Origin of the sequence: Saccharothrix ecbatanensis (genome assembly GCF_014205015.1) — a bacterium.
GTDB lineage: Bacteria > Actinomycetota > Actinomycetes > Mycobacteriales > Pseudonocardiaceae > Actinosynnema > Actinosynnema ecbatanense.
This window is the reverse complement of record NZ_JACHMO010000001.1, coordinates 1,267,922-1,292,769: the sequence shown is the minus strand read 5'-3', so window position 1 is coordinate 1,292,769 and position 24,848 is coordinate 1,267,922. Positions and strand designations below refer to the sequence as shown.

Below are 24,848 nucleotides of genomic sequence, written 5' to 3'. Positions count from 1 at the left end.
TCACCGAGATGAAGGAAGCAAAGACAGTGGACCACTCCAGCAACGCGCCCGACGTGGCCGAGGGCAAGTGCCCGGTCGACCACACCGCGCCGACCCCCCAGGCCGTCATCCCCTCCACCGCGCTGCCGGTGGTGGAACTATCGAGGATCCGCCAGGTGCTCGGCATCTGGGCTCGCCCGGAGAAGTTCTTCAGCGAGTCCCGCGCCAAGTACGGCCACCGGTTCCGGGTGACGATCATCCCCGGCATCCGCATTCACGTGGTCTCCGCGCCGCAGGACGTGAAGGAGATGTTCCTCGCGCCCCGGGACAAGGTGCACACCGGTTCCAGCAACGGCCCGATCGAGAAGTGGACCGGCCAGAACGGACTCGCCTTCCTGGAGGAGGAAGCGCACCTCGAGCGGCGTCGCGCGGTCATGCCGAGTTTCCGCGGCTCGGCGCTGAAGCGCGTCGAGCGGGCCGTCTACGACCTGGCCAACGAGACCGTCGCGTCCTGGCCGCGCGACGAGGCGGTGTCCGTGCACCCGTACGCACACCGCTACACCACCTTGGTGATCATGGAGGTCCTCTTCGGGGAGCACCGCCCGTCCCGCCAGGACGAGATGCTCGAACTGGTCATGAAGATGCTGACCTTCAACTCCCGCACGTCGTCCATGACGATGTTCCACCGGCTGCCCGCTTGGCGGATGGCGATGCTGAAGGCGATGCGCCCCAACGGCATCAACACGTTCCTCAAGCAGCGTGAGCAGCTCCACAAGATGGTCGACCAGGCGATCGACGAGCGGATCAAGTCCGGCGCGCCCGGTGACGACCTGCTCGGGGTGATGCTGTCGATCACCAACAAGGACGGTTCGTCGCCGACCAGGATCGAGATGCGCGACGAGATCATGACGCAGTTCCTGGCCGGTACGGAAACGACCGCCTCGGCCATCTGCTGGGCGTTGGAGTTCCTCACCCGGAACCCGGACGCGCTCGACAAGCTGATCGCCGAGATCGACGAGGGCGCCAGCGACAAGTACCTGGACGCGGTGGTGCACGAGGTGCTGCGGCTCGGCTCGCCGATCCTCCAGATCGTGCCCCGCGCGATCGTCAAGCCGATCGTGATCGGCGGCGTGCAGTACCAGCCCGGTGACCGCCTGTGGGCCAGCGCCTACCTGCTCAACCGGGACGCGGACACCTACTCGCAGCCGGAGGAGTTCCAGCCCGAGCGCTGGTTCGGCACCAAGCCCGGCTCGCACACGTGGATCCCGTTCGGCGGCGGGCACACCCGTTGCCTCGGCGACCGGATCGCGTTCACCGAGCTGAAGGCCACGTTGACGGCGATCTTCACCACCTGCGTGGTCGAGCGGGCCGACCCGAAGCCGGAACCCGCGCACAGCCGCATCGTCGTCAACATCCCGAAGAACGGCTCCCGGGTGATCTTCCGGCGACGTAAGGTGAACGCCGAGTTGGCCACGAACTGAGCCCGAGCCACCTGTTCCAGGAATACCGGAGGATTTGGATGAGGGTCCCGAACACCGAGTTCACCGAGCGGCCATGGCGGATTCACGAGTTCGTCAAGGATTTCGAGGTCGAGGACGTTTGGGACCTCTCGACCCCCGGTGGGCCTGACGATCTGGCGCGGCTGGTCGACCAGTTCGACAGCGACGGCAAGGATTTCAACCCGTCGCCGATGTACAAGCTCCTCTTCGCCGTCCGGTGGAAGCTCGGCGCACTGCTCAAGTGGGACACGGAAGAGAACGGTGTCGGCTCTTCCCGCCACCCGTCCTTGCGCGACCGGCTGCCCGAAGACCTGCTCGAAGGTCGGCGTGGCCCGGACATGCGTGTGGTGCCGATGAAGTCGGTGTACCAGACCTCCGACGAGTGGGTGACCGAGCTCGCCAATCGCACGGTGCACACGGCGATGCACATCGGCTGGGTCGACGACGGGAACGGGCGCCATCACGCCCAGATGGCCGTGCTGGTCCGGAAGAAGGACTGGCTGGGCAAGGTGTACATGCCGTTGATCCTGCCCTTCCGGCGCATCTTCGTGACGCCGAACCTGGTCAAGACGGTCGGCACCGGGTGGCAGGCACGTCAGGCCAAATGAGGCGTGGTGACGTGGCCGCGCCGGGCTAGGCGATATTTCGCCTGACCCGGCGCGGCCACGTGCGCGTCAACGGCCCGACACCGACACCGCGGGTTCCGGGCGCGGCGCCAGGACGTTGGCGAACACCACCCCCAGCAGGCACAGCGCCACCGGCACGAGGAACGCCACGTTCAGCGGGATCCAGTGGGCCAGGCCGCCGATCAGCGCCGGACCGGCGAGCAGACCCACGTAACCCAGCCCGACGACCCGTGCCATCAAAGCGCCGGACGACCGCTTGTCCAGGTTGCCCGCGGCGGAGAACAGCTGCGGGACGCTGCCGGACAGGCCGAGACCGAACAACGCCCACCCCGTGAACGCCAGCCACACCCACGGCGAGAACACCACGAGCGTGAGCCCGAACCCCGCCAGCGCCGCCCCGTAGCGCACGATCGCGACCGGCCCGACGATCGCGGCGACCCGGTCGGTGGCGAACCGGCCGACCGTCATCGCCACCGCGAACGAGCCGTAAGCGAAGGCGGCCGTGCTGGTGGACGTGCCCAGGACGTCCTCGGCGTGCAGGGCGGCCCAGTCGTTGGCGACACCCTCGGCGAGCATCATGGCGAACGCGATCGCGCCCAGCAGCCACACCAGCTTCTTGGACGGCTTCGCCGCCGGGGCGGACGACGTGGTCTCCTCCGGCTCCGGCACGTCGGCGTCGATCAGGAACCGACCGGTCAGCAGTGACACCACGATGGTGAACACACCGCACACGCTCAACGTCACCGCCGTCGGCACCTCGGCCCCGAGCGTGACCGCGCCGACCACAGCCGCGAACGCGCCGCCGATCGACCACATCGCGTGGAACGACGCCATGATCGGCCGCGGGTAGGCGCGTTCCACGACCACGGCGTGCGAGTTCATCGCCACGTCGATCGTGCCGTTGCCGAAGCCGAAGAACAGCAGCGCCAGCCCCAGCGCCCACCAGGACTCGGCCAGGCCGGGGAGGAACAGCGCGGCGCCGAGCAGCACACCCGCGGCCGGGAGGAGCTTGCGCTGGCCGAACCGGTCGGCGAGCGGACCGGCGACCTGCATCCCCAGGAACGCCGCCGCGCCGAGCACGAGCAGCAGCCCGCCCAGCGCGCTGTGCGAGATGCCGGTCGCGCGCTCGACGTTCGGGATGTGCACCACCCACAGGCCGACGGCGAACCCGTTCAGGGTGAAGTAGATCCACGTCGCGACGCGGGCGGCGCGCGGCAGGGCGGTCGTCACAGGTTCTCCAGTGGTTCGGCGACGTGCACGAGCACCCCGCGTCCGGCCAGTTCGCGGCGCACGTCGGCGGGGGTGCTCTGATCGGTGACCAGCACGTCCGGCCGGTCGGCGGGGCAGACGTGGGCCAGTGCGGTGTGGTCGAACTTCGTGCTGTCGGCCATCACGATCGTCCGGCCGGACACGGCCATCGCCTGCTGCTTGACCTCGGCGTCGGCGAGGTTGTGCGCGGTGAGCCCGGCCTCCAGGCCGTACGCGCACGGGCTGAGCACGGCGACGTCGAAGCGCAGCGCCCGCAGCGAGGCCAGCGCCAGCGGGCCGACCATCGCCAGCTCACCGGGCCTCGGCTCACCGCCGGGCAGCAGCAGCCGCACTTCCGGAGCGTCCAGCAGTTCGCGCACCGCGTGCAGGGACAACGGCATCACGGTGACCGAACGGCCGCGCAGCAGCTTGGCCACCTCGACCGCCGTCGTGCCGCTGTCCAGCACGATCGTCTCGCCGTCCCGGATCAGCTCGACGGTGGCTGCAGCGATGGCGCGTTTCGTGGCGGTCGCGGTGGCCGCACGCGCGGTGAACGGCGGCTCGACGCCCGCCGGGCTCAGCGGCACGGCCCCGCCGTGGATCCGGCGCAGCACACCGCTCGCCGCGAGCAGGTCGAGGTCGCGGCGGATGGTCATCTCCGACGCCCCGGTGGCCGCCGCCAGCTCCACCACGGCGACCTGCGCGCCGGAGCGGAGCCGATCGACGATCACCCGGTGCCGGTCGGTGCTCTTCACGTGAGAAACCGTCGCAAAAAATGTTCGTTCGCACAAGCAGTATGTGCTTATGGTCGCATTCTGTGCGCGAACACCCCCGTGCCTACGCCACGCGGAACTGCTCCACCAGCGCGACGTACCCGCCGGCGCCGTGACCTGCGGCTGCCGCTCGCTCGGCCAGTGCCTTGACGAGCCTCGGCAGCTCGGCGTTGACACCGAGCGACTCGCTCTCCTCGACCACGTGCGCCATCGCCGCCAGGTGGGTGTCGAGGGTGCCGTCGTCAGCCGGGTAGACGCCGTCGTCGACCTGCCGCGCGTAGCCCGGCAGCCAACCGGCCACCGTGTCGATCGCCATCCGTGCGATGGGGAGGTACGCCGTGGCCGACACACCGGCTGTGCCGAGGATCGCGGCTCCGTTGAGGAACCCGTCGAGCATGGCCCACATGAGGACGAGCGTGGCCATCTCGTGGGTGGCCGAGAGCCCGGGGTCGTCGCCGAGGTGGAGGCCGGTGCCAAGGCTGTCCAGGGTGGACTTGTGGGCGTCGTACAGCGGTCGCGGCCCGCTGTAGGCGAGCACGGCGTCGGCCGTGCCGACGACCTCGGGGACGGCCATGACCCCGCCGTCGAGATAGCCGCCACCGCGTCGCGCCACCTCCTCGGCCAGCGCTCTGGCCCGCGAGGGCGTGCCGGAGGTCAGGTTCACCACCACCCGACCGTCGAGCGGTCCGTCGAGGACGTCCGCCACCGCGTCGTAGTCCGACACGCAGACCACCACGAGCGGAGCCGCCGCGATCGCCGCCGCCGGGGACTCCGCGAGGGTCGCGCCGCGAGCCACCAGGTCGTCGGCCTTGGCGGTCGTGCGGTTCCACACGGTCGTCGGGTGCCCCGCGCGCAGGAACGCCCCGGCGAGGGCGCCGCCCATCAGCCCGAGACCCAGAACCGTGACGGGTGTGCCGCTGTGCATCAAGTGCTCCTTCTGATCGGTGGCACAATCGTCAACGTTCACACCGGTATGAAGGTCAAGGGGATTCGCTTGCTGATCGGGGAACTGAGTCGGCGGACCGGGGTGAACCCGCACCAGCTGCGGTACTACGAGGCGCAGGGCCTGCTGGTGCCCGACCGCGCCGGCAACGGCTACCGCGAGTACGGCGACGACGCTGTCCTGACCGTGGCCCAGATCAGGAGACTGCTCGACGCCGGGCTGTCGACCCAGGAGATCGGTTACCTCCAACCGTGCGTAACCGGCACGGAACCCGACCTGAAGCCCTGTCCGGAGACCCTGGACCTGTTGCGGGCGCGCATCACCGGACTGGACGAGCAGATCGACACGCTCGCCCAGTCCCGCCGGACACTGCGGGAGTACCTGGCGGCCACGGAGCGGCGGTTGGCCGGGTAGTCGCACGACCCCGTCCCCAACCGAGCGGACGGCTGCGAAGAGCCGCCCGCTCGGCACGCGTGGACAGCGGTGTCAGGCGCGGCCCAGCATGATCCGGCCGCAGTGGTCGCCGATCATCATCGACGGCGCGTTGGTGTTGCCCGACGTGACGCTGGGCATGATCGCGGCACTGGCCAGCCGCAGGCCGGTGACGCCGCGCACGCGCAGCCTCGGATCCACGACGGCGTTCGCGTCGGTGCCCATCCGACAGGTGCCGACCGCGTGGAAATCGGCCTGCGAGTACGTGCGCACCGCTTCGATCAGCTTCTCCCTGGTGTCGAAACCCGGGCCGGGGAGGGACTCGTCGTCCACCACCCAGTCGCGCAGTCCCGGCGAATTCATCAGGTCCATGGCCAACCGGTAGCCCTCCACCTGGTTCTCGAGGTCTTCCCCGGTGCGCAGGAAGTTCGGCTGGATGACCGGCGGCACGGTGGGGTCCGCCGACCGCAGCTTGACGTACCCGCGGCTGGTCGGGTGCAGGTTGATCACCCCGACCGACGTCGAGTTCCCCGGATAGGGCGGATACCCGTCACGCGTGTAGTAGACCTGGAACTGGAACTTCGGCGTACCCGGCACCCGACCGCTGCCGGTGAAGACGCTGACGTCCATCGCGGTCAGGTGCGACTCGGGCTCCGGCGCGCGGAGCTTCTTCAGCGTCACGGAGATCAGGTGGTCGTGCAGGTTCGCCCCGACGCCGGGCAGGTCGACGACGACCGGGATGCCGAGCGGCCTCAGGTCGCGCGCCGCGCCGATGCCGGACAGCTGGAGCAGGCGGGGCGTGTTGATCGTGCCCGTGCTGAGGACGACCTCGCGGTCGGCCCGGACCGTGAACTGGCGACCAGCCGCGTTGATGACGACGCCGTCGATCGCCTTCCGGCCGTCGAACGTCAGCCGCGAGACCTCCGCGTCCGTCATGATCGTCAGGCGCGGGTCGGTGAGGTACGGGGTCAGGAACGCGGTGAACGCATCCTGGCGGATCTGGTTCACCACGTTGAGCTGCGTGTAGCCGACACCGAACTGGGTCGCGCCGTTGTAGTCGGGGTTGAACGGGTGGCCGATGCCGACGGCCGCGTTCACCGTGGCCTGGGAGAGCAGGTTGCGCTGCGTCAGCTCACTCGACGGCCTGATCGGCCCGGTCATCGCGTCCAGCGACGGCCGCACGCTCGCGTAGTCCCAGCCGACAGCGCCTTGGGCGGCCCAGTGGTCGAAGTCGGCCGGGTTGCCCTTGACCCACACCATCCCGTTCACCGAACTGCTGCCGCCACCCAGCTTCCCGCACACGAACGACTGCGTCGCGTTCAGCAGCTCCGGCTGCGGCTCCGACTGGTACGGCCAGATGAGCGGCGAGCCGCCCCACGTCAGCGAGCCCGCCTTGGTGAAGTCCCGCACCTCCGGCAGGTCGTTCGTCCCGCCGGCCTCGATCAGCAGCACGCTCGCCCGTGAGTCCGCCAGTAATCGCGCGGCCAGCGTGCACCCGGCCGACCCCGCGCCCACGATGACGTAGTCGTAGCAACGAGCTGCCGCGCCTGCCGTTCCCGCGGTCGAGGCGAACGCGACGGACGCCGCCGACACACCGAACAACTTGAGCAGGCCCCGTCGGCTGAGGCTTCCGTCCTGCACTCGGCGAGCGATCTCGTCCGGGTCTTGCCGGATGTCCCGATCTGTCCTTGACATCAATGTCCTTTCGAGCTAATGGATTGCGTCTCATATCGCCGTCAATGACCCCGGTAAACGGACGGCGCGAGTGAGACCGTGGCGAGCGTAGCCGCGCTTTTCGTCAACGTGCGTTAAACCGGGAACCGACAGCGTGTCCGTTTATGACCGGGTACGGACACGGAATACCACCCGCCCTCACGTGGTGATATACAGGGAAGATGACGGCCGAAGGGTCGTCCGGCGGCGTGCTGGGGGGTACGGGCTCGTGGTGCTGTTATCCGCCATTTGCGTATCTCCCCTTTGTGGACGATGCACGGTGGGGTGGTGAGCGCGGATTCAGCCGGCCGCCGCCGGCTGTTCGTCGCGGTGCTTGTGGACACCGTCGGTGCGGGCGCGTTCTTCCCGCTCACCTTCCTGTACCTGTCCGAGACCACCGATATCCCTCTGGGCCAGCTCGGTCTCACGATCACGGTGGCGAGCCTGGTCGGGCTGCCGGTCACGCCGCTGATCGGTCAGCTCGTGGACCGCGTCGGAGCCCAGCGCGTGCTGGTGGCGCAGACGGTTGTGGCGGCGATCGGTTACTCCTTCTACTTCACCGTTACCGGACCGGCCATGCTTGTCTGCGGCGTCGCGCTGGTGACGCTCGCAGACCGGATGTACTGGGCCACCTGGCCGGTGTTCGTCGGCGAGCACGTCGGCGACGAGGGACTCGACCGGTGGTACTCCATGGTCAACGTGGCCAAGAGCGCGAGTCTCGCGGCCGGTGGGGCGCTCGGTGCCGCCGCGTTGGCCTTCGGCGGCACCGGCGGACTGCGGGTGATGCTGGCCTTGAACGTCGCGTCGTCGCTCATCGCCGGTGCGCTGTTCCTGTCGGTGCGCGGCGGTCGCACGACACGTGCCGCGGTGCCGAAGGGCGGCTGGCCCGCACTCCTGCGCGACGGCAGGTACCTCTCGCTGACGCTCGCGAACACGCTGCTGACGTTCGCCTGGCTGATCCCGTCGCTGATCCTTCCGCTGTACGTGGCCAAGTACACGGTGCTGGCCGTGTGGGTCGCCGCGTCCGCGCTGACGATGAAGATGGTGCTGGCGGCTTTGCTCCAGACGTTGGTCACCGCGCGACTGGGCACGTTGCGCAGAACCACGACCGTGATGGCAGGGGCCGGGTTCTTCCTCGTCGCGATCGTGTTGCTGGCGTGCGCGTCGGCAGTGGACAGCACCGCGCCCGCGGTCGCGCTGGTGTTCGCCGGGGTCGTGTTCCTCGCGCTCGGCGAGACCGCCGCCGGTCCGGCCGCGACCAGCCTGGCCGTCGCGGCGGCACCGCCCGTGTGGCGGGGCCGCTTCGTCTCGGTCTTCCAGCTGTCCTGGTCGATCCCGAACATCACCGGGCCCGCGATCGTCGGAGTCCTGCTCGCGACGTCGGCCACCGCGGTGTGGCAGGTGTTCGCCGCGTTCGCCGCGGGCGCCACGCTCGTGTTCTTCCTGCTGCGCCAGCGGCTTCCCGCCGAGATCGATGACAAGATCCCCCGGCGGGACACGAACGCGAAGCAACCGGTACACGCATGAGAAGAGGACGCATGAGGCCGCCAGTGGACTCCGACAAGTCTGCCCGCGCCGTCGCCGACGCCGTGGTGCTGAAGGCGGACGACGGGGCGCGAGGCGCGAACCCCTATTACTGGCACCGGACGCAGGACCCGCTCGCGGGGGTGATGGACGCGGTCGAGTCCTGTGGTGACGCGGAGCTGTCCGCCGCCGTCGCGGCACTGGACGCCGATCCGGGCAGTGCCGCCCACTGGGAACGGGCTCGCGGGCTGGCGAAGGCCGCCATCGACGATCCCGGCCGCAAGACGGAGGAACTGACGCGGGCGGCGTTGGACCTGGTGCGGCGGTCCCGGTTGGGCTATCACGTGGGCAGCGCCTACGACCGGACGGCGACGGAGAGCGGCGACTGGAAGCGGTGGGAGGCGGCGAGGGCGACCGGCGGATCAGCGGAACCGCTGGCGCAGGTCGTGATCACGTTCCGGAACCGGAGCCAGGACGAGTACCGGAGCCGGAACCTGGCCGCCTGCCTGAGGTCCCTGGCCGACCAGAGCGTCGATCGGGCCGACTACCAGGTCACGGTGGTCGAGGCCGACGACGAGCCGCGGTGGCGGGAGCTGGCGGAGAAGTACGCCGACGAGCACATTTTCGCACCGCATGACGGGCCGTTCAACAAGTGCTGGGCCACCAACGTCGGCGTGGTGAACAGCGCCCGACCCGCGCCCCTCGTCTGCGTCCTTGACGCGGATGCCCTGGTCGACAAGGATTTCATCGCACGCAACGTGGCCCGGTTCGACCTGGACGGCTCTGGTGGGTTCATGCCGTTCCGGGACTTGTCGTACCTCGACGAACCGGCGTCCGTGCGTGCGATCGCGGACCGCTGCGTGACGGGTCGGGCCGAGGCGGATCCGGATCGGTTGCGCGCCTTCCGGGTTCATCGTGCGCCCGGAATGTGCGTGTGGCTGCGGCGGGACGTGTTCGACGCGGTGGGTGGCATGGACGAGCGGTTCGAGGGGTGGGGCCGCGAAGACCTCGACTTCGTGCTGAGGGTGCAGCTGGCGACGGCGTTCGACCAGTACGCCGACCCCATGTTGCACCTGTACCACCCGTCGTCGGCGTTGCTGAACGACGGTCAGACCGTCAACGCCCACATCCCCCTGCTGTCGTGGCAGCCGGAAGGAGCGATCGGGCGCATCGACCGCTATCGAGACTGAGCGACACGCTTGCTACTGGGGGAGAACGACAAGTGCTGACAACGGCGTTGCTCGCCAGCTGCGAGTTACCGACGTCCTACGGCGACTTCACCTTGCACGTCTTCGGCGACGCCGACGGACGTGAGGACGTCATCGCCCTCGTGCACGGAGGACCGGACGCGCTCCATCGACCGTTGGTGCGCCTGCACAGCGCGTGCTTCACGGGCGACATCCTGGCCTCGCTTCGGTGCGACTGCGGACCACAGCTGGTCACCGCGGTGCGGCTGATGGCGCAGGAACCGCACGGAATCCTGCTGTACCTGCCCCGGCACGAGGGCCGGGGCATCGGCCTGGTCAACAAGATCAAGGCCTATGCGTTGCAGGAACAGGGCATGGACACGGTGGCGGCGAACATCCACCTCGGGCTGCCCGCCGACGCCCGCGACTACCGCGCCGCCGCCGACGCGTTGCGCCAGCTGGGTGTGTCCGGCCTCCGCCTTGCGACGAACAACCCGAGCAAGATCGAGGCGCTGGTCGACGCGGGACTGACCGTGGAACGGGTGCCGCACGGTGGTTTCGTCAGCCCGCACAACTCCGAGTACCTGAGGGTCAAGGACATCCTCATGGGACACTTGGACTCGTCGGGCAGCGGGCTCGTCGGATGAGCGGCGCCGCCGTCGCGGTGTTGGGCCGGCAGTTCGCGCGTCCTGGCGAGGGCGCGGAACTGCTGCGCCTCAACGTCGTCCTGGGCCAGGCGTTGAGCGTGCCCGGCCTGCTCAGGTACCAGGTGCTGGTGCGTTCGGACGACGAGACCGAGCTGTGCGTGTACTGGCTGTGGCGGGACTTCGCGGACAGGGAGGCGGTCTGGGCAGATCCGCCCGCCGCGCTGACCGGCTTCTGGGTGTCCGCGAAACCGTTGTGGCGCAAGGATCCGGACGTGCGCCGCTATCGCTGGGAACCGGCGGTGGAGCGCGACCTGTCCCCCGGGCCCGCCGTGGTCCTCGGTGCGGGCGAACCCACCGCCGACGACCACGGACTGATCGACATCGACGGTGGCGCGACGCTGCGCTGCCGACCCGCGGGGCAGACGCCCGCACCCGGGCAGTGGACCGGTGTGTGGCGGCTTTCCGCGACCGAGGAGAGGCGAGGGGTATGAGTCTTCCCGACCAGGTCATCATCAACCTGTGTCCCACCGGGATGGTGCCGCGCCGGGCGAAGGTGCCGGACGTGCCCATCACCCCCGACGAGATCGCCAAGGACGTCCGCCGCTGCTACGAGGCGGGTGCGGGCATGGTCCACCTGCACGCCAGGGAGGACGACGAGGAGCCCACCTGGAGCCCGCAGCGGTTCACCGACATCGTGGACGCGGTGGTGACGCTGACGCCGGACATCGTGCTCGTGGTCACCACGAGCGGCCGCAACTGGTCCGACCTGGACAAGCGCGCCGCGGCGCTGACGGTGGACAACCTGGCCCGCCCGGAGATGGCGTCGCTGACGCTGGGTTCGATGAACTTCGTGTCCGGGCCGTCGGTGAACTCGCCGGAGACGATCGAGGGTCTGGCGCGGGCGATGCACGAACGCGGCATCGTGCCGGAGTTGGAGATCTTCGACATCGGCATGGTGAACTACGCCAACTACCTGATCTCGCGCGGCATCCTCAAGCCGCCGTACTACCTCAACATCCTGTTCGGCTCGATCGGCACCGCCGACGTGAGCGCGGCCAACGCCGCCGCCGTGCTGGGCGCGCTGCCCCAGCCGTCCACGTGGGCGTTCGCGGGCATCGGCCGGTTCCAGCTGGCCGCGAACACGCTGGCGCTCAGCCTCGGCGGGCACGTCCGGGTCGGCCTCGAGGACAACCCCTACCTGGACTGGAAGGCCAAGGAGCCGACCACGAACCCCCGGCTGGTGGAGCGCATCGTGCGCATCGCGCGGGAGATGGGCCGCGAGCCCGCCACCCCGCGGCAGGTCCGCGAGATCATCGGCCTGCCGCAGGTGGTGCGCACGTGACGGTCACCGGCCACCGCTGGAACAGCGCCGCCGACTACGACGTGCTGGCCCGACGCGTCCAGTTCCGCAACGCGGAGCTGGTGGCCGGGCTGCACCCCCGGCCCACCGAGCCCAGGACCGTCTACGAGATCGGCTGCGGGACCGGAGCTCTCACCGAGGCGCTGGTGCACCGGTTACCCTCGGCCCGCATCGACGCCGTCGACGTGTCGGACGACATGCTCGCGGTGGCGGCGCGAAAGGACTGGCCGGATCGGGTTCGCTTCACCCAGGGCGCTTTTCCGGACGTGACAACGGATCGGCGCTACGACGCGGTGTTCTCCAACGCCGCGCTGCACTGGATGCACCCGCGCTTCGCCGAGGTGTTCACGACGATGAACGCGCTGCTGGTCGACGGCGGGCTGGCCTGTGTGGCGACAGCGGGCCGCACGGCGGCGACGGACCGGTTCGCCGAGCAGTCCCAGGCGGCGCTGTCCCGGCTGACCGGCTTGTCCGAGCCGGATCCGTTCGAGGCGCGCAGGCTGACGGTGGCGGGGGCGGAGGAACTGGCGGGCGCGGCGGGGTTCGCGGTGCAGGACGCCTTCCTGCTGGAACGAACGGTGTCCGTCCCGGCGGAGGTCCGCGCCCGCTGGTGGGTGGCCAGTGGCGGGCCGTGGACGGCGGCGCAGGTGCCCGTGCAGGACGCCGTCGACGCGCTGTGCTCGGTGCTCGGCGAAGGTGAGGTGGAGCTGGTGCACGCCAGCGTGTTCCTGCGGCTGCGCAAGGAAGAGCATGCGTGACGTGTTGCGCGACCGCCAGCAGTGGGGGGCGCGGGCGATGGTGTCCACCGGCAGCTCGGCCGCGACGCTGGCGGCGCTGGACGTGCTCCGTGACGGCGGCACGGCGTTCGACGCCGCCATCACGGCGTCGGCGGTGCTGACGGTGGCGATGCCGATGGCGTCGGGGCCCGCCGGTGACGCGGCGGCGGTGTTCCACGTCGAGGGTTCGGCCCAGGCCTGGTCGTTGACCGGGCTGGGCCGGGCGCCCACGCACGCCACGGCGGCGAACTTCACCGCGCGTGGCCACCGGACCGTGCCCGGCCGGGGAATCGAGTCGGCCACCACACCGGGTCTGCTGGGCGCCTGGTGCGCCCTGCACGAGGCGCACGGAACGATGCCGTGGTCCCGGCTGCTCGCACCGGCCATCGCGCTGGCCGAGCAGGGCACTCCCGTCACCACGCAGACCGCGCGTTGGATCCAGGACAACCTGGCGGTGCTCAGCCAGCCGGAGTTCGCCGGGCTGTACGGGCCGCACGCGGCGAAGTCGGCCGTGGGCGGCCTGCTGCCGAACCCCGGACTGGCCGCGCTGTACCGGCTGATGGCGAGTTCGGTCGATGGGCTGGAAGCCGAGCTCGACGCGAGCGTGACGAAGCTCAGCGACCGGTTGGACGGGTTCTTCGCACCCGGTGACTGCCGCGTCCGGGTCGGGGAGATCGTGCCCGCCGCGACCGTGTCGGTGGCAGGCGCGCGGGTCGCCACGAACCCGGCGCCGACGCAGGGTGTGCTGCTGCTGCAGAACCTCTCGCTCTACGAACGGCTGAGGGGTGGGGACAGCGCCGATTCGGCGGCGGGCGTGCACCTGCTGTCGGAGATCTTCCACCAGACCTACGCGTGGCGGATCGAGCACCTGGGCGATCCGGCGTGCACGCCGCCCGCCGATCCGTTGGCGGAGGCGGTGCTCGCGGAGCTGGCGGGCGAGGTCGACCCGGACAAGCGCAGCGCCACCCGTTACGCCGGGCACTACAACGACGGCGACACCACGCACTTCGCGATCGTGGACGAGGTGGGCAACAGCGTGAGCTGGACGCAGAGCCTCGGGCTGGGCTTCGGTTCCGGTGTCGGCGTCGGCGAGCTGGGGCTGCTGCTGTGCAACCGGCTGGGCCGCAGCGCGACCCTCTCCCCCACCGAGCCGAACGGCGTCGCGCCCGGCAGGCGTCCGGTCAACACCATCTTCGCGTGGAGCGCGGCCGACGCCGAGGAGGTGCGCTGGCTCGGCGGCACACCCGGCGGTGACGGCCAGTGCCAGTGGAACACGCAGCTGCTCGCCGCGATGCTGGTGGACGGAGCGGGCCCGCTGGCGGCGCTGAACCGTCCACGGTGGACGTACCTGCCCGGAGCGGACAAGACCGAGGCAGGCGTGCCGCCGCACCTACAGGTCGACTCCTCGATGCCCGCGGACGTGCAGGAGTGGCTCGGCGCGGCGGGACACACGCTGCGGGTGCGGGCCAGCGTTGGTGGGGCACAGCGGGTGCTGGGACGGCACGCGCGGTCAGTCTACGGACTCGACGACGGCAGGCAGGAAGGCCTCACTTCCGGGTTCTGAGCCCGGTGGCGAGGTCCGGCAGTCGAAGGACCGCCGGAACACCTCACCACGCCGGAGTCGGGATCAGGGAGCCACGAGCGCGTCGACCATGGCCTGCCCCACCGTGTCCACGGTCGGGGCGTTCAGCGGGCTGGCCTTCCGGTTGTGTTGGACGCTGTTCAACCGCACCAGCTTCTGCCCTTCGGCCATGAACGCGGCGCAGTCCCAGACGACCTCGACGCGGGACGCCAAGTGCTCGTCGACCGTCTCGGTGTAGTCGATCGCGCCTCGACGCACGCAGTAGGCGAAACGGTCGTCGACGAAGGGTTTGGTCGAGGGAAGACCGTCAGTGCGGTAGACCTGCCGATCCAGCCACGGAACCGGGTCCTGCTGGTTCGGGTAGCACTTGGTGACCGCTCGCGCCTGTTTGATCGCTTCCCGAGCGGGGATCCCGTCGTAGACCGCGCTGTAGAGGCTGTAGGGGACCGTCGTGCCGTCCGGAGCGGTCCACTGCCACCGCTGGGTCCGGCCCGCGATCGCCGGCGTCGCCGCCGCCAACTCCGGCACCGCCGCCGGATCCGGGCACGACACCAACGGCTGCACCCCGACCTCAGGCCCACCCACCGGCGTCAGACCCGCCGACGACGTCACCTGGTCCGGCAACACCAACTTCTCCACCGCTCGCATCGCGACCGCCGCCGGGTCCTCGGTCGGCGCCGCAGGAGGATCCGCCTGCGCCGAACACCCCGCCACCAGCACGACGGCACACGCCACCGTCACCACACCACGCACGACAACCCCCACGGTCACGACAGATCCGGCGCGGACTGTACGCAACCGCGCCCCCCGCACAGCACCGGGACCCGAAGATCCCCGGCAGCGGCGGACAGGCGACGCCGGGGCGTGCGGCGGGGCGTGCAGCGGGGCGTGCAGCGGCGCTCGTCGCGATGGCGCTCCGGCGGCCGTCCAGCGCGAGCGGCGATCAGCACACCGGTCCGCGGTCGCTTTCCGCTTGGTAGCGCTGCCGCTGGTCACCGTCGAGATCACCGAAGGCGTCGCAAAGGCTCCGGGCCCACGCGTCCGGGTGCACGTGCCAGGCGGCGATCGAGCCATCCGCTCTGACGGTCAACGCGGTGTGGTCGGCCGCGATCGCCACGTGGTGGGGCTGTTGTCCCGGTATGCGCAGGCGGGTCGGCTCGGGCCACTCGCCGAGCAGCGCGCCCGTGTCGACGTGCCACAACAGCAGCCGGTTGCGGAGGTCGTTGCCGTCGCGGTGCGAAATGGTGTGCTGCACCAGCAGGCCGGAGTCGCCGAGGAACCCGTACTCGGTCAGCAGCGGCGCGGCGGGTCCGCTGCCACCCGCGAGCCGGGTCCGTGCTCCGGTGTCGAGGTCGACCACGTCCGCTTCCGGCCCGTCACCGCTGATCACCACCCGGTCGGCGTCCGGGCTCGCGGCGACGACCTCCGGTTCGCTCCCGTAGTCGAACCCGACCGACTCGCCGGCGACGCCGTCGCGGAGGTCCCAGACGTGGACGCGCTGGGGGCCGACACTGTCCGCGAGAACCGTCACGTGGCCCCTCGGCCCCGAAGCGGCGGCGTAGGTCGTCTCGAACAACGAGCGCTCGCCGTCCGGACCGACGACCAAGACCTCGATGCGTTCGAAGCCGATGGTGCGCACGACAACCCGCTCCTCCCCCAGCACTCGGGCGAACGCCGCTGCCTCCTGGACGGGATCCGCGTTCCCGGGCTCCGCGGCGACCTCCCGCAGCGTCTCGACCTCGCGCGCCACCACCCGTCCCTGACTCGCCACGGCGAACCTGGTGCTGTCGGCGGTGAACGCCACCGGTGTCCTGCGCAGGCCGTGGTCGTTGTCGGTCAGGTACTCGGCGACGAGCCGCCGGTCGTCGAGCCGCCACAGCGCCACGGAGCGAGTCCGGTGGACGAGCAGCCACCGTCCGTCCGGGCTCGGCATCAGCCGCTGCTCCTCGGCGTCGCCGTTCGGGTCGACGCGACCGCTCGTGCCGGGCAGCACGTCGAAGCGGCGGTCCTCGTGCGGGCGGAGCAGCAGGACGTTGCCGACGGCGTCCGACACCACAGCGAGCGACCCGTCGTGGTTGACATCGACGTAGCCGCTCGTGGACGGCAGTTGCCCCAACGGCCGCTCCTGGCTCAGCTAGTTCGAGGAACCTGACCTCGTGGCGGTGGCGGTCGATGGCACGCATCAGTGACGAGAGCACCTGAGGCGAGCGGTCCACCCGGTAGGCGGTCACGGCCAGCGGGCGGCGAGCACGGGGTCCCGCGACGCCAGTCCGTCCGACTCCGCCGCGAGCGCCCGCGCCGACGCGATCCGCAGTTGCCGCTCCGCGCGGTCACGTTCTTCGATGGCGACGGCACGCTGCCGCACCGCCACCAAGCCCAGCACGGTGGCCGCCACCAGCAGCATGCTCAACGCCGCCACCGCGGCCCGCCGCAACCGGGTCGCCACCCGGAACTGACGCACGTCCTCGCCGTCCAACTCATCGGGCGCCATACCGTGAACGGGCGCGGCGAGCCGACACGCCGCCGAACGGAACTCCGCGTCGCGCAGGGAGAGCCGGGTGTCGTCGGACCGGTCCTTGTCGAGCACGATCCAGAGCGGCTCTTCCCGGAACCACCCGCCGAGCTGATGGGGCAACGCGGTCGTGCGGTCCCAGTCGAAGTCGTCACCCGACCACGACACCTCGCCCGAGGTGACCACGATCAGCAACGTCGCCTGGTCCCGGTTCTCCTGCCAGTAGCGGATCTCCCGCTGCACCCAGTGCGACGCGGCGGCCTCGGGCGAGGCCATCAGCACGAAGAACGCCGGGACCGAAAGATCACTCGTCCGGACGACCCGTCGACCGCAAAGTCCGTGCAGCTCGGGGAGAAGCGCGCGAAATACCCACCGCGGGAAAGATTCTTCTTCCTCCGGCGACGCCACCCGGAAATCTTCCGTGACGAATGGGTAACGGGTTGGCGACAGCCCGTTCGCTAACGTCGGACCCGCTCGCTGACGGAATGGGGGCGGAATGCGGAAGAACCTGCGGAGAATCACCATCGAAATCATTGATCGCTACCAGCGCGACCAGGTCGCGGTGCAGCGGGTGGTGATCGGGGTGCTGTACGTGTGGTTCGGCGGGCTGAAGGTCATCCCCGGCCTGAGCCCGGTGGACGACCTGGCCGGTCACGCGATGTCGGTGATCACGATGGGGCTGGTCAAGCCATCGGTGTCGATGCCGCTGCTGGCCGTGGCGGAAATTCTGATCGGGATCGGACTGATCAGCGGAAAGTTGCCGCGAATCACCGTGATCGTGGCCTTGGGGCACATGGCCGGGATTTTCCTGACCGTGTTCATCCTGCCCGGCGAAATCTGGGCCACCTGGGGTGTCCCGACGCTGAACGGCCAGTATGTGGTGAAAAACGCGATACTGGTGTGCGCCTTGCTGAACGTCGCCCTACGAGTATTCCGCAAGGCTCCGGAAAAGGCGGTCGTCCATCGAGAGGCAGGTCTGGTGGATCAGCTGGGTCAGCACGTCCGACGGTGAGATCCCCAGTTCGTCGTGCAGCAGCCGCCTGCACTCCTCGAACTGGCGGGCGGCCTCGCGGCGGTTGCCTTCGGCGAGGTGCACGTCGATGAGCGCGCGATGAGCGCTCTCCCGGTACGGGTCGGCGTGCAACGCCGCGAGGCCGACCTCGATGGCGAGGCCGCCCAACCCTCTGGCGGACAGCATGCGGCACAACGTCTCCAACGCGTGCAGCCGCAGTTGCCGAAACCGCTCGCGCTCCTCCAGCAGCCACGCGTCCTCGGTGTGCTCCGGCAGCAGGTCGTGGAACAGCAACTGCCGCACGGCGACGCCGAGGTTGTCCGCGTCGACCGGCGCCACGTCACCGTCGAGCACCCGCAACGCGAGGTCGTCGGCCGCGTGCAGGTCCACCGTGACGTCATCGGCCAGGCTGAGCTGCTCCCGCGTGGACACCACCCTGGCGTCGGTGCCCGGCGGCATCCGCCACAGCACGGACCGCAGGTTGGCCGCCGCACGGGTCGCCGACGCGTCGGGCCACAGCACGGCCGCCACCCTGGCACGACCGACCGGAGCGCCGCGCAGCGCCAGCAACGCGACCAACCGTTCCGCGCTCGCGCCGAGTTGGACGCGGTGGCCGTCGTGGCGGAACTCGAAGCCGCCGAGGAGCCGCACGCTGGTGCGACCGCGGGCCTGCGGCGACCCGGCGGCCACCAGGTAGTGCGACCACACGGTTTCGGACATGGTCAAGCGCTCCTCAGACCCGGCGACGCGAGAAGTACGGACAGCGACGGGCAGGCGTTCGGGGACTCGCGGAGAATCCCCGAACGCCTGCCCACCGGCGGCGATCAGTTCAGGCTCGGTGCGGGGAATCAGGCGGACGTGCGCTCGATGGGCACGCCGGTGAGCATCCCGTACTCGTTCCAGCTGCCGTCGTAGTTGCGCACGCCGTCGACGCCGATCAGCTCGCTGAGCGCGAACCACGAGTGCGAGGAGCGCCAACCCATGCGGCAGTACAGGGTGACGCCGTCCTCCAGCGCGACACCGTGCGCCCGGTACACCTCGGCGATCTCTTCGGGCGATTTGAACGTCTCGTCCTCGTTGACCGTGGCGGTCCACGGGATGTTCACCGCGCCCGGGATGTGACCCCGGCGCTGCGGGTGTTCCTGCGACATGCCGCGCGCGGCCAGCAGCTCCCCGGTGTACTCCTCGGGCGAGCGGACGTCGACCAGCGCGGACGAGGCGTCGAGCACGTCGTCGCGGTAGGCCCGGGTGGCCAGGTCGAGGTCCTTCGCCTGGTACTCGGTGCGCGCGCGGGTGACCGACTGCTTGCTCAGGGGGTGCCCGCCGACGATCCACGCCCGACGTCCGCCGTCGAGCAGCCGCACGTCGGTGTGCCCGTACATGCGGAAGTACCAGTAGGCGACGGCCGCCCACCAGTTGCTCTGGGCGCTGTAGAACACGACCGTGTCGTCGTTGCCGATGCCCAGGGAGGACACCAGCCGCTCGAACCGGTCACGCGGCACCACGTCGCGCACCACCGGGTCGAGCAGGTCGCGCTCCCAGTCGATCTTCACGGCGCCGGGCACGTGGCCCGACTCGTAGTTGGCGGTGCCGTTGTCGATTTCCACCACCACGACCGAGGGATCCTCGACGTGGGCGAGTAACCATGCGGAGTCGACGAGCGGTTGGTGCTTCGACATGTCCTCAGCTCTCTACGGTGTTCATTGCGATGGGGAACGCCCGTCACCACCAGTAGGTGGGGTAGCGCAGCGCGGGGATCAACTTGCCGACGACCCACCCGACGGCGACCAGCAGCACGCTGCCGATCAGGAAGACGAGCACGGCGGTCAGCGGCGCGACCGGCTGGAGCACGACCACCGCGGCGGTTGCCGCCGCGGGCGCGTGCGCGGCTCGCAGCGTGAGCATGCCGCCGACCGCGAGGCCCGCGGCCACCGCCGCCACCCACAGGTGGTGGTCGAACGCGGTGACCATGAGCAGGCCGATCACCACGGACACCAGGTGGCCGAGCACGACGTTGCGCGGCTGTGCGGGCGGTGTCGCGTGCATCGCCACGAGCAGCATCGCGGTCGCCGCCAGCGGTGCGGTGAACAGCACCGAGTTGGTCACCGAGCCGATACCCACCAGCAGCAGGAGCATGACCGCGGTGATCACCGTGGCCCGTGCGATCACCGCGGGCTTCGGTTGAGCGGGCGCCTTGCTCCGCCACCGGCTGGCCGTCGTCTCGACGGGCGTGGGATCGGCGGCTGGCTTGGTCATCGAGTACGCCTCTCGTGAATGACGACCCGCACGACCTGGTTGGCGGATCGCGTCCTTCACCCTGAAGCTTGGGTGCGCCGCGGTCCCGGATCAAGATCAACTGGCGGGCCCGCCATGAAGATTTCCGATGTGCGGGCCGCTGAACTGGGTGGTTGACGGTCGCGTGACGTTCGCGTGACGGGGCCTCTGAAGTAATCCCGCAGGTCTTACCCGGTTCTTTTCCACCTGGAGCATCTGTGAGCACTGACAACCGTCGGCGCCGTCTGCGCTCGACGCTGACGCCGGTGGCGCTGGCCGCCGCCCTCACCGCGAGCGTGTTCACGCCGGTCGCCGGAGCCGAGAGCGGCGCCGTGCCCGCCGGCGACAACGTGATCATCCAGTGGGACCAAGCCCTGATGGAGGCCGTCAAGGTCGGCAAGCTGGGCCCGCCGCACGTGGCCCGCGCCATCGGCGTCCTGCACACCTGCACGTACGACGCTTGGGCGGCGTACGACGGCAAGGCCACCGGCACGCGCTACGGCTCCCAGCTGCGCCGCCCCGTGGCCGAGCGGACGCTCGCCAACAAGAGCAAGGCCATCAGCTACGCGGGCTACCTCGCGCTCAAGGACCTCTACCCCGCGAGCAAGCCGGCGTTCGACCAGCTGATGGTGAAGCTCGGCTACGACCCGACCACCGTGCCGGGCGGCGTCACGTCGCCGGCGGCGATCGGCACCAAGGCGTGCCAGGCCGTGCTGGACTTCCGGCACCACGACGGCGCCAACCAGCTCGGCAACCTCAACGGTGGAGCGCCGTACAGCGACTACACCGGTTGGGTCCCGCGCAACGACCCGATGGACATCTTCGCCTTCGACCCGGCGACGGTGCGTGACCCGAACGGCTACCAGCCGCTGATCCACCCGACGAAGAACGGCCCGACCATCACGGACGGCTTCGTCGGCGCGCAGTGGGGCAAGATCAAGCTCCTCTCGGTGCAGGGTCTGCCGCAGGCGTGGCAGGACTCGGCGCAGAAGGGCATCCTCGAAGCGCTGCGCCGGTCCACCACCCCCGGCCCGGTCCCGTACGGTTCCCCGGAGTACGTGCAGCAGGCGCAGGACCTCGTCGACATCAGCGCGAACCTGACCGAAGAGCACAAGGCCATCGCGGAGTACTGGGCCGACGGCGCGGGCACCGTGACGCCCGCCGGCCACTGGATGGTGCTGACGCAGGACGTGTCGCGCAGGGACGGCAACACGCTGGACGAGGACGCGAAGCTGTTCTTCGCGATGGGCAACGCCCAGGCCGACGCCGCCGTGGCGTGCTGGTACGTCAAGCGGCACTACGACTACGTGCGGCCGATCACCGCGGTCCGCTACCTGTTCCAGGATCAGGAGATCGCCGCGTGGGGCGGCCCTGACCAGGGCACCGTCACGATCGACGGCAGCCAGTGGCGTCCGTACCAGGAGGACACGTTCCCGACGCCTCCGTTCTCGGAGTACGTGTCCGGCCACAGCACGTTCAGCTTCGCGGCGGCCGAGGTGTTCCGGCGGTTCACCGGCAGCGACCAGTTCGGCATGTCGACGACCATCCAGCCGGGTCAGCTGACGTTCGAGCACAACCTGCCCAGCTCGCCGATCACCCTGTCGTGGCCGACGTTCAGCGAGGCAGCCGCGCAGGTGGGCATCTCGCGTCGCTACGGCGGCATCCACTTCCTCGACGGCGACCTCCACGGCCGGGCGCTCGGCAGCTCGATCGGCCAGGTCACCTGGAACACCGCGAACCTGTACATCAACGGCCACGCGTGACCGACGCGGAGCGGTTCCCGCCCGGGAACCGCTCCGCACCCCCCTGATCGGAGGAGCACGTGCACGACGTGGTCAAGCTGGATCGCGTGGTGATCCGGTTCGCCGGGGACTCCGGTGACGGCATGCAGCTCACGGGTGACCGGTTCACCTCCGAGGCCGCCGCGTTCGGCAACGACCTCGCCACCCAGCCGAACTTCCCGGCCGAGATCCGGGCGCCTCAGGGCACGCTGCCGGGTGTGTCCAGCTTCCAGCTGCACTTCGCGGACTACGACATCCTCACTCCCGGCGACCGGCCCGACGTGCTGGTGGCGATGAACCCGGCCGCGTTGAAGGCGAACATCGAGGACCTGCCCAAGGGCGGGATCCTGATCGTGAACACCGACGAGTTCAGCAAGCGGAACCTGACCAAGGTCGGCTACGCGGCCGACCCGCTGGAGGACCACTCCCTCACCGAGACCTACCAGGTGCACAAGGTCGCCATGGCCACGCTGACCATCGGCGCCCTGGCGGACACCGGCCTGGGCAAGAAGGACGCGGAACGGGCGAAGAACATGTTCGCCCTGGGCCTGCTGTCCTGGATGTACCACCGCCCCACCGAGGGCACCGAGCGGTTCCTGCGGGAGAAGTTCGCGAAGAAGCCCGACATCGCCGAGGCCAACGTGCTGGCGTTCCGGGCGGGCTGGAACTACGGCGAGACCACCGAGTCCTTCGCCGTCACCTACGAAGTCGCCCCCGCCAAGCTGAACGTGGGCACCTACCGGCAGATCACCGGCAACACCGCCCTCGCCTACGGGATCGTCGCCGCGGGTCAGCAGTCCGGGCTGCCGGTGGTGCTGGGCACCTACCCCATCACGCCGGCCTCCGACATCCTGCACGAGTTGTCGCGGCACAAGCAGTTCGGCATCACCACGCTGCAGGCCGAGGACGAGATCGCCGGCATCGGCGCCGCGCTGGGCGCCTCCTACGGCGGCGCGCTCGGGATCACGTCGACGTCCGGTCCGGGGTTGGCGTTGAAGTCCGAGACCATCGGCCTCGCGGTGATGACCGAACTGCCATTGATCATCATCGACGTGCAGCGCGGCGGCCCGTCCACGGGTCTGCCGACCAAGACCGAGCAGGCCGACCTGCTGCAGGCCATGTTCGGCCGCAACGGCGAGTCCCCGGTGCCGGTCGTCGCCCCCCGCTCACCGTCGGACTGCTTCGACGCCGCCATGGAGGCCGCCCGGATCGCGCTGGTCTACCGCACGCCGGTGCTGCTGCTGTCGGACGGGGCCATCGCGAACGGCTCCGAGCCGTGGCTGATCCCCGACGTCGCCGACCTGCCCGACCTGACCGTGACGTTCGCCACCGAACCCAACGCCCCCGACGGCACGTTCTGGCCCTACCTGCGCGACCCGGAGACGCTGGCGCGTCCGTGGGCGGTGCCGGGCACCGCGGGGTTGCAGCACCGCATCGGCGGGCTGGAGAAGGCCGACGGCACCGGCAACATCTCCTACGACCCCGCCAACCACGACCACATGGTCCGGCTGCGCCAACGCAAGGTCGACGGCATCACGGTGCCCGACGTGGTGGTGGACGACCCGACCGGCGACGCCCGCGTGCTGGTCGTCGGCTGGGGCTCCTCCTACGGGCCGATCGGCGCCGCCGCCCGCCGCGTGCGCAAGCTCGGGATGCCGGTCGCGCACGCGCACCTGCGGCACCTCAACCCGTTCCCGCGCAATCTGGGCGAGGTGCTGCGCCGCTATGACCGGGTCGTGGTGCCGGAGATGAACCTCGGCCAACTCGCCATGCTGCTGCGCGCGAAGTACCTGGTCGACGCGATCAGCTACACGAAGGTGCAGGGCCTGCCGTTCAAGGCCGAAGAGCTTCAGGACGTGCTCGCCGACGTGATCAAGGGAGTGTCGGAATGACGGCGACGGATCTGGGCCTGCCCGCCCTCGGCGGCCTGGTCGGCGTGCCCACCGCGGACGAACCGCAGAAGGCCAAGGACTACAAGTCCGACCAGGAAGTCCGCTGGTGCCCCGGCTGCGGCGACTACGTGGTGCTCAACGCCGTGCAGTCGTTCCTGCCCACCCTCGGCCTCAAACGCGAGAACATCGTGTTCGTGTCCGGGATCGGCTGCTCCTCCCGGTTCCCGTACTACATGAACACCTACGGCATGCACTCCATCCACGGACGTGCCCCGGCCATCGCGACCGGCCTCGCCGTCGCCCGACCGGACCTGTCGGTGTGGGTCGTCACCGGCGACGGCGACGCGCTGTCCATCGGCGGCAACCACCTCATCCACACCCTGCGCCGCAACGTCAACCTCAAGATCCTGCTGTTCAACAACCGGATCTACGGGCTGACCAAGGGCCAGTACTCGCCCACCTCCGAAGAGGGCAAAGTCACCAAATCCACCCCCCTCGGATCACTGGACCACCCGTTCAACCCCGTGTCGCTGGCGTTGGGCGCGGAAGCCACGTTCGTCGGCCGCGCCGTCGACTCCGACCGGGTCGGGCTCACCGAGGTGCTGCGCCAAGCCGCCGAACACCGCGGCACCGCGCTGGTCGAGATCTACCAGAACTGCCCCATCTTCAACGACGGCGCGTTCGACGTCCTCAAGGACGAAGCCGAAGCCGCACGGCGGATCATCAACGTCGTCCACGGACAACCCATCACCTTCGGCGGCGGCGACTACGCCGTCGTGCGCGAGGGCTTCGGGTTGGGCGTGGCGAAGACGACCGACGTCTCGCCCGAGGACATCGTGGTGCACGACGCGACCGACCTGAACCTGTCGTTCGCACTGTCCCGGCTGTCCACCCAGGACCTCCAACACACCGTCACCGGCGTATTCCGCAACACCGCACGGACCACCTACGACGATGAAGCACGGGCGCAAGTCAAGCGCGCCACGGAAACGCAGCCTGTCGATCTGACCGCCTTGCTCCACGGCAAGGACACCTGGACCACATCGTCCTCATAGGACTCGCCACAGCAGCAAACCGCACCACTGGAG

24 protein-coding genes are annotated in these 24,848 nt (G+C 69.9%); 14 read left to right on the top strand and 10 right to left on the bottom strand.

Features of this window, described 5'->3' with window-relative positions:
• The first annotated feature begins 8 nt into the window (after positions 1–8).
• Both F4560_RS05875 and F4560_RS05870 read left to right on the top strand, forming a co-directional pair.
• Positions 9–1,460 carry a cytochrome P450 gene (locus tag F4560_RS05875; protein ID WP_184917284.1) on the top strand — a complete coding sequence of 484 codons (1,452 nt, stop codon included), beginning with the start codon at positions 9–11 and terminating at the stop codon, positions 1,458–1,460.
• Positions 1,461–1,498: 38 nt separating this feature from the next.
• Positions 1,499–2,086, top strand: coding sequence for a DUF2867 domain-containing protein (locus F4560_RS05870; RefSeq protein WP_184917281.1), 588 nt, complete (start codon positions 1,499–1,501; stop codon positions 2,084–2,086).
• Positions 2,087–2,152: 66 nt separating this feature from the next.
• Here F4560_RS05870 and F4560_RS05865 read toward each other — a convergent pair whose 3' ends face one another.
• The 3 genes from F4560_RS05865 to F4560_RS05855 all read right to left on the bottom strand — a co-directional run bounded on the left by F4560_RS05865 (position 2,153) and on the right by F4560_RS05855 (position 5,050).
• Positions 2,153–3,334: an MFS transporter gene (locus F4560_RS05865; protein ID WP_184917279.1), complete on the bottom strand. Its 1,182-nt coding sequence runs from the start codon at positions 3,332–3,334 to the stop codon at positions 2,153–2,155.
• Positions 3,331–4,107, bottom strand: a complete 777-nt coding sequence (locus F4560_RS05860; RefSeq protein WP_312868559.1) for a DeoR/GlpR family DNA-binding transcription regulator — start codon at positions 4,105–4,107, stop codon at positions 3,331–3,333. The genes F4560_RS05865 and F4560_RS05860 overlap by 4 nt, the downstream gene beginning before the upstream one ends.
• A gap of 82 nt (positions 4,108–4,189) precedes the next feature.
• Positions 4,190–5,050 (bottom strand): NAD(P)-dependent oxidoreductase, encoded by an 861-nt coding sequence (locus F4560_RS05855; protein WP_184917276.1) that lies wholly within the window; start codon positions 5,048–5,050, stop codon positions 4,190–4,192.
• A gap of 69 nt (positions 5,051–5,119) precedes the next feature.
• Between F4560_RS05855 and F4560_RS05850 the strand changes: the two genes are divergently transcribed.
• Positions 5,120–5,482: a MerR family transcriptional regulator gene (locus F4560_RS05850; RefSeq protein ID WP_184917272.1), complete on the top strand. Its 363-nt coding sequence runs from the start codon at positions 5,120–5,122 to the stop codon at positions 5,480–5,482.
• 72 nt (positions 5,483–5,554) lie between these two features.
• On the opposite strand, the gene F4560_RS05845 is transcribed toward F4560_RS05850, so the two are convergent.
• Entirely contained in the window at positions 5,555–7,195 is a 1,641-nt protein-coding gene (locus F4560_RS05845) for a GMC family oxidoreductase (RefSeq protein ID WP_184917269.1), read from the bottom strand.
• Between the two features lie 306 nt (positions 7,196–7,501).
• Between F4560_RS05845 and F4560_RS05840 the strand changes: the two genes are divergently transcribed.
• Genes F4560_RS05840 through F4560_RS05810 form a run of 7 tightly spaced genes read left to right on the top strand, consistent with a single transcriptional unit; the run spans position 7,502 to position 14,271 of the window.
• Positions 7,502–8,740 (top strand): MFS transporter, encoded by a 1,239-nt coding sequence (locus tag F4560_RS05840; protein ID WP_184917266.1) that lies wholly within the window; start codon positions 7,502–7,504, stop codon positions 8,738–8,740.
• Between the two features lie 11 nt (positions 8,741–8,751).
• The gene (locus F4560_RS05835; protein WP_184917263.1) at positions 8,752–9,927 is read left to right on the top strand and encodes a glycosyltransferase family 2 protein; all 1,176 of its coding nucleotides are present in this window, start codon (positions 8,752–8,754) and stop codon (positions 9,925–9,927) included.
• 32 nt (positions 9,928–9,959) lie between these two features.
• On the top strand, positions 9,960–10,571 hold the full coding sequence (gene ribA / locus F4560_RS05830) for a GTP cyclohydrolase II (RefSeq protein ID WP_221483355.1): 612 nt from the start codon (positions 9,960–9,962) through the stop codon (positions 10,569–10,571).
• Positions 10,568–11,062 carry a putative quinol monooxygenase gene (locus F4560_RS05825; RefSeq protein WP_184917260.1) on the top strand — a complete coding sequence of 165 codons (495 nt, stop codon included), beginning with the start codon at positions 10,568–10,570 and terminating at the stop codon, positions 11,060–11,062. The genes ribA and F4560_RS05825 overlap by 4 nt, the downstream gene beginning before the upstream one ends.
• Positions 11,059–11,913: a beta-keto acid cleavage family enzyme gene (locus F4560_RS05820; protein WP_184917258.1), complete on the top strand. Its 855-nt coding sequence runs from the start codon at positions 11,059–11,061 to the stop codon at positions 11,911–11,913. Before F4560_RS05825 ends, F4560_RS05820 begins: the two co-directional genes overlap by 4 nt.
• Positions 11,910–12,689, top strand: a complete 780-nt coding sequence (locus F4560_RS05815; RefSeq protein ID WP_184917255.1) for a class I SAM-dependent methyltransferase — start codon at positions 11,910–11,912, stop codon at positions 12,687–12,689. The genes F4560_RS05820 and F4560_RS05815 overlap by 4 nt, the downstream gene beginning before the upstream one ends.
• Entirely contained in the window at positions 12,682–14,271 is a 1,590-nt protein-coding gene (locus tag F4560_RS05810; protein WP_184917252.1) for a gamma-glutamyltransferase family protein, read from the top strand. The genes F4560_RS05815 and F4560_RS05810 overlap by 8 nt, the downstream gene beginning before the upstream one ends.
• Positions 14,272–14,334: 63 nt before the next feature.
• Here the strand turns inward: F4560_RS05810 and F4560_RS05805 are convergent, their stop codons facing one another.
• The 3 genes from F4560_RS05805 to F4560_RS05795 all read right to left on the bottom strand — a co-directional run bounded on the left by F4560_RS05805 (position 14,335) and on the right by F4560_RS05795 (position 17,077).
• Positions 14,335–15,060: a hypothetical protein gene (locus F4560_RS05805; protein ID WP_184917249.1), complete on the bottom strand. Its 726-nt coding sequence runs from the start codon at positions 15,058–15,060 to the stop codon at positions 14,335–14,337.
• 172 nt (positions 15,061–15,232) lie between these two features.
• Positions 15,233–16,405: a WD40 repeat domain-containing protein gene (locus F4560_RS05800; RefSeq protein ID WP_184917246.1), complete on the bottom strand. Its 1,173-nt coding sequence runs from the start codon at positions 16,403–16,405 to the stop codon at positions 15,233–15,235.
• 111 nt (positions 16,406–16,516) lie between these two features.
• The gene (locus tag F4560_RS05795) at positions 16,517–17,077 is read right to left on the bottom strand and encodes a hypothetical protein (RefSeq protein WP_184917243.1); all 561 of its coding nucleotides are present in this window, start codon (positions 17,075–17,077) and stop codon (positions 16,517–16,519) included.
• Between the two features lie 220 nt (positions 17,078–17,297).
• Between F4560_RS05795 and F4560_RS05790 the strand changes: the two genes are divergently transcribed.
• Positions 17,298–17,813, top strand: a complete 516-nt coding sequence (locus F4560_RS05790) for a DoxX family protein (protein ID WP_184917240.1) — start codon at positions 17,298–17,300, stop codon at positions 17,811–17,813.
• On the opposite strand, the gene F4560_RS05785 is transcribed toward F4560_RS05790, so the two are convergent.
• The 3 genes from F4560_RS05785 to F4560_RS05775 form a co-directional block, all read right to left on the bottom strand.
• Positions 17,724–18,533 (bottom strand): AfsR/SARP family transcriptional regulator, encoded by an 810-nt coding sequence (locus F4560_RS05785; RefSeq protein ID WP_184917237.1) that lies wholly within the window; start codon positions 18,531–18,533, stop codon positions 17,724–17,726. The two genes, F4560_RS05790 and F4560_RS05785, sit on opposite strands and share 90 nt — an antisense overlap.
• Before the next feature lie 128 nt (positions 18,534–18,661).
• Entirely contained in the window at positions 18,662–19,492 is an 831-nt protein-coding gene (locus tag F4560_RS05780; protein WP_184917234.1) for a sulfurtransferase, read from the bottom strand.
• Positions 19,493–19,535: 43 nt separating this feature from the next.
• Positions 19,536–20,069 (bottom strand): HPP family protein, encoded by a 534-nt coding sequence (locus F4560_RS05775; protein WP_184917231.1) that lies wholly within the window; start codon positions 20,067–20,069, stop codon positions 19,536–19,538.
• 236 nt (positions 20,070–20,305) lie between these two features.
• Here F4560_RS05775 and F4560_RS45995 point away from each other — a divergent pair, with 236 nt between their 5' ends.
• The 3 genes from F4560_RS45995 to F4560_RS05760 are packed head-to-tail and all read left to right on the top strand — an operon-like array spanning position 20,306 to position 24,815.
• Entirely contained in the window at positions 20,306–21,850 is a 1,545-nt protein-coding gene (locus F4560_RS45995; protein WP_184917228.1) for a vanadium-dependent haloperoxidase, read from the top strand.
• Between the two features lie 59 nt (positions 21,851–21,909).
• Complete coding sequence (locus F4560_RS05765; protein ID WP_184917224.1) at positions 21,910–23,760, top strand: 2-oxoacid:acceptor oxidoreductase subunit alpha; 1,851 nt, start codon at positions 21,910–21,912, stop codon at positions 23,758–23,760.
• A complete protein-coding gene (locus tag F4560_RS05760; RefSeq protein WP_184917221.1) occupies positions 23,757–24,815 on the top strand; it encodes a 2-oxoacid:ferredoxin oxidoreductase subunit beta in 1,059 nt (352 codons plus the stop codon). The genes F4560_RS05765 and F4560_RS05760 overlap by 4 nt, the downstream gene beginning before the upstream one ends.
• Positions 24,816–24,848 lie beyond the last annotated feature (33 nt).

What these genes read in the sequence shown, in the direction of transcription:
- F4560_RS05875 (WP_184917284.1), top strand. Translation starts at nt 9, where the DNA reads ATGAAGGAAGCAAAGACAGTGGACCACTCCAGCAACGCGCCCGACGTG.
- F4560_RS05870 (WP_184917281.1), top strand. Translation starts at nt 1,499, where the DNA reads ATGAGGGTCCCGAACACCGAGTTCACCGAGCGGCCATGGCGGATTCAC.
- F4560_RS05855 (WP_184917276.1), bottom strand. Translation starts at nt 5,050, where the DNA reads ATGCACAGCGGCACACCCGTCACGGTTCTGGGTCTCGGGCTGATGGGC.
- F4560_RS05845 (WP_184917269.1), bottom strand. Translation starts at nt 7,195, where the DNA reads ATGTCAAGGACAGATCGGGACATCCGGCAAGACCCGGACGAGATCGCT.
- F4560_RS05835 (WP_184917263.1), top strand. Translation starts at nt 8,752, where the DNA reads ATGAGGCCGCCAGTGGACTCCGACAAGTCTGCCCGCGCCGTCGCCGAC.
- F4560_RS05825 (WP_184917260.1), top strand. Translation starts at nt 10,568, where the DNA reads ATGAGCGGCGCCGCCGTCGCGGTGTTGGGCCGGCAGTTCGCGCGTCCT.
- F4560_RS05820 (WP_184917258.1), top strand. Translation starts at nt 11,059, where the DNA reads ATGAGTCTTCCCGACCAGGTCATCATCAACCTGTGTCCCACCGGGATG.
- F4560_RS05810 (WP_184917252.1), top strand. Translation starts at nt 12,682, where the DNA reads ATGCGTGACGTGTTGCGCGACCGCCAGCAGTGGGGGGCGCGGGCGATG.
- F4560_RS05795 (WP_184917243.1), bottom strand. Translation starts at nt 17,077, where the DNA reads ATGGCCTCGCCCGAGGCCGCCGCGTCGCACTGGGTGCAGCGGGAGATC.
- F4560_RS05790 (WP_184917240.1), top strand. Translation starts at nt 17,298, where the DNA reads ATGCGGAAGAACCTGCGGAGAATCACCATCGAAATCATTGATCGCTAC.
- F4560_RS05785 (WP_184917237.1), bottom strand. Translation starts at nt 18,533, where the DNA reads ATGTCCGAAACCGTGTGGTCGCACTACCTGGTGGCCGCCGGGTCGCCG.
- F4560_RS05780 (WP_184917234.1), bottom strand. Translation starts at nt 19,492, where the DNA reads ATGTCGAAGCACCAACCGCTCGTCGACTCCGCATGGTTACTCGCCCAC.
- F4560_RS05775 (WP_184917231.1), bottom strand. Translation starts at nt 20,069, where the DNA reads ATGACCAAGCCAGCCGCCGATCCCACGCCCGTCGAGACGACGGCCAGC.
- F4560_RS05760 (WP_184917221.1), top strand. Translation starts at nt 23,757, where the DNA reads ATGACGGCGACGGATCTGGGCCTGCCCGCCCTCGGCGGCCTGGTCGGC.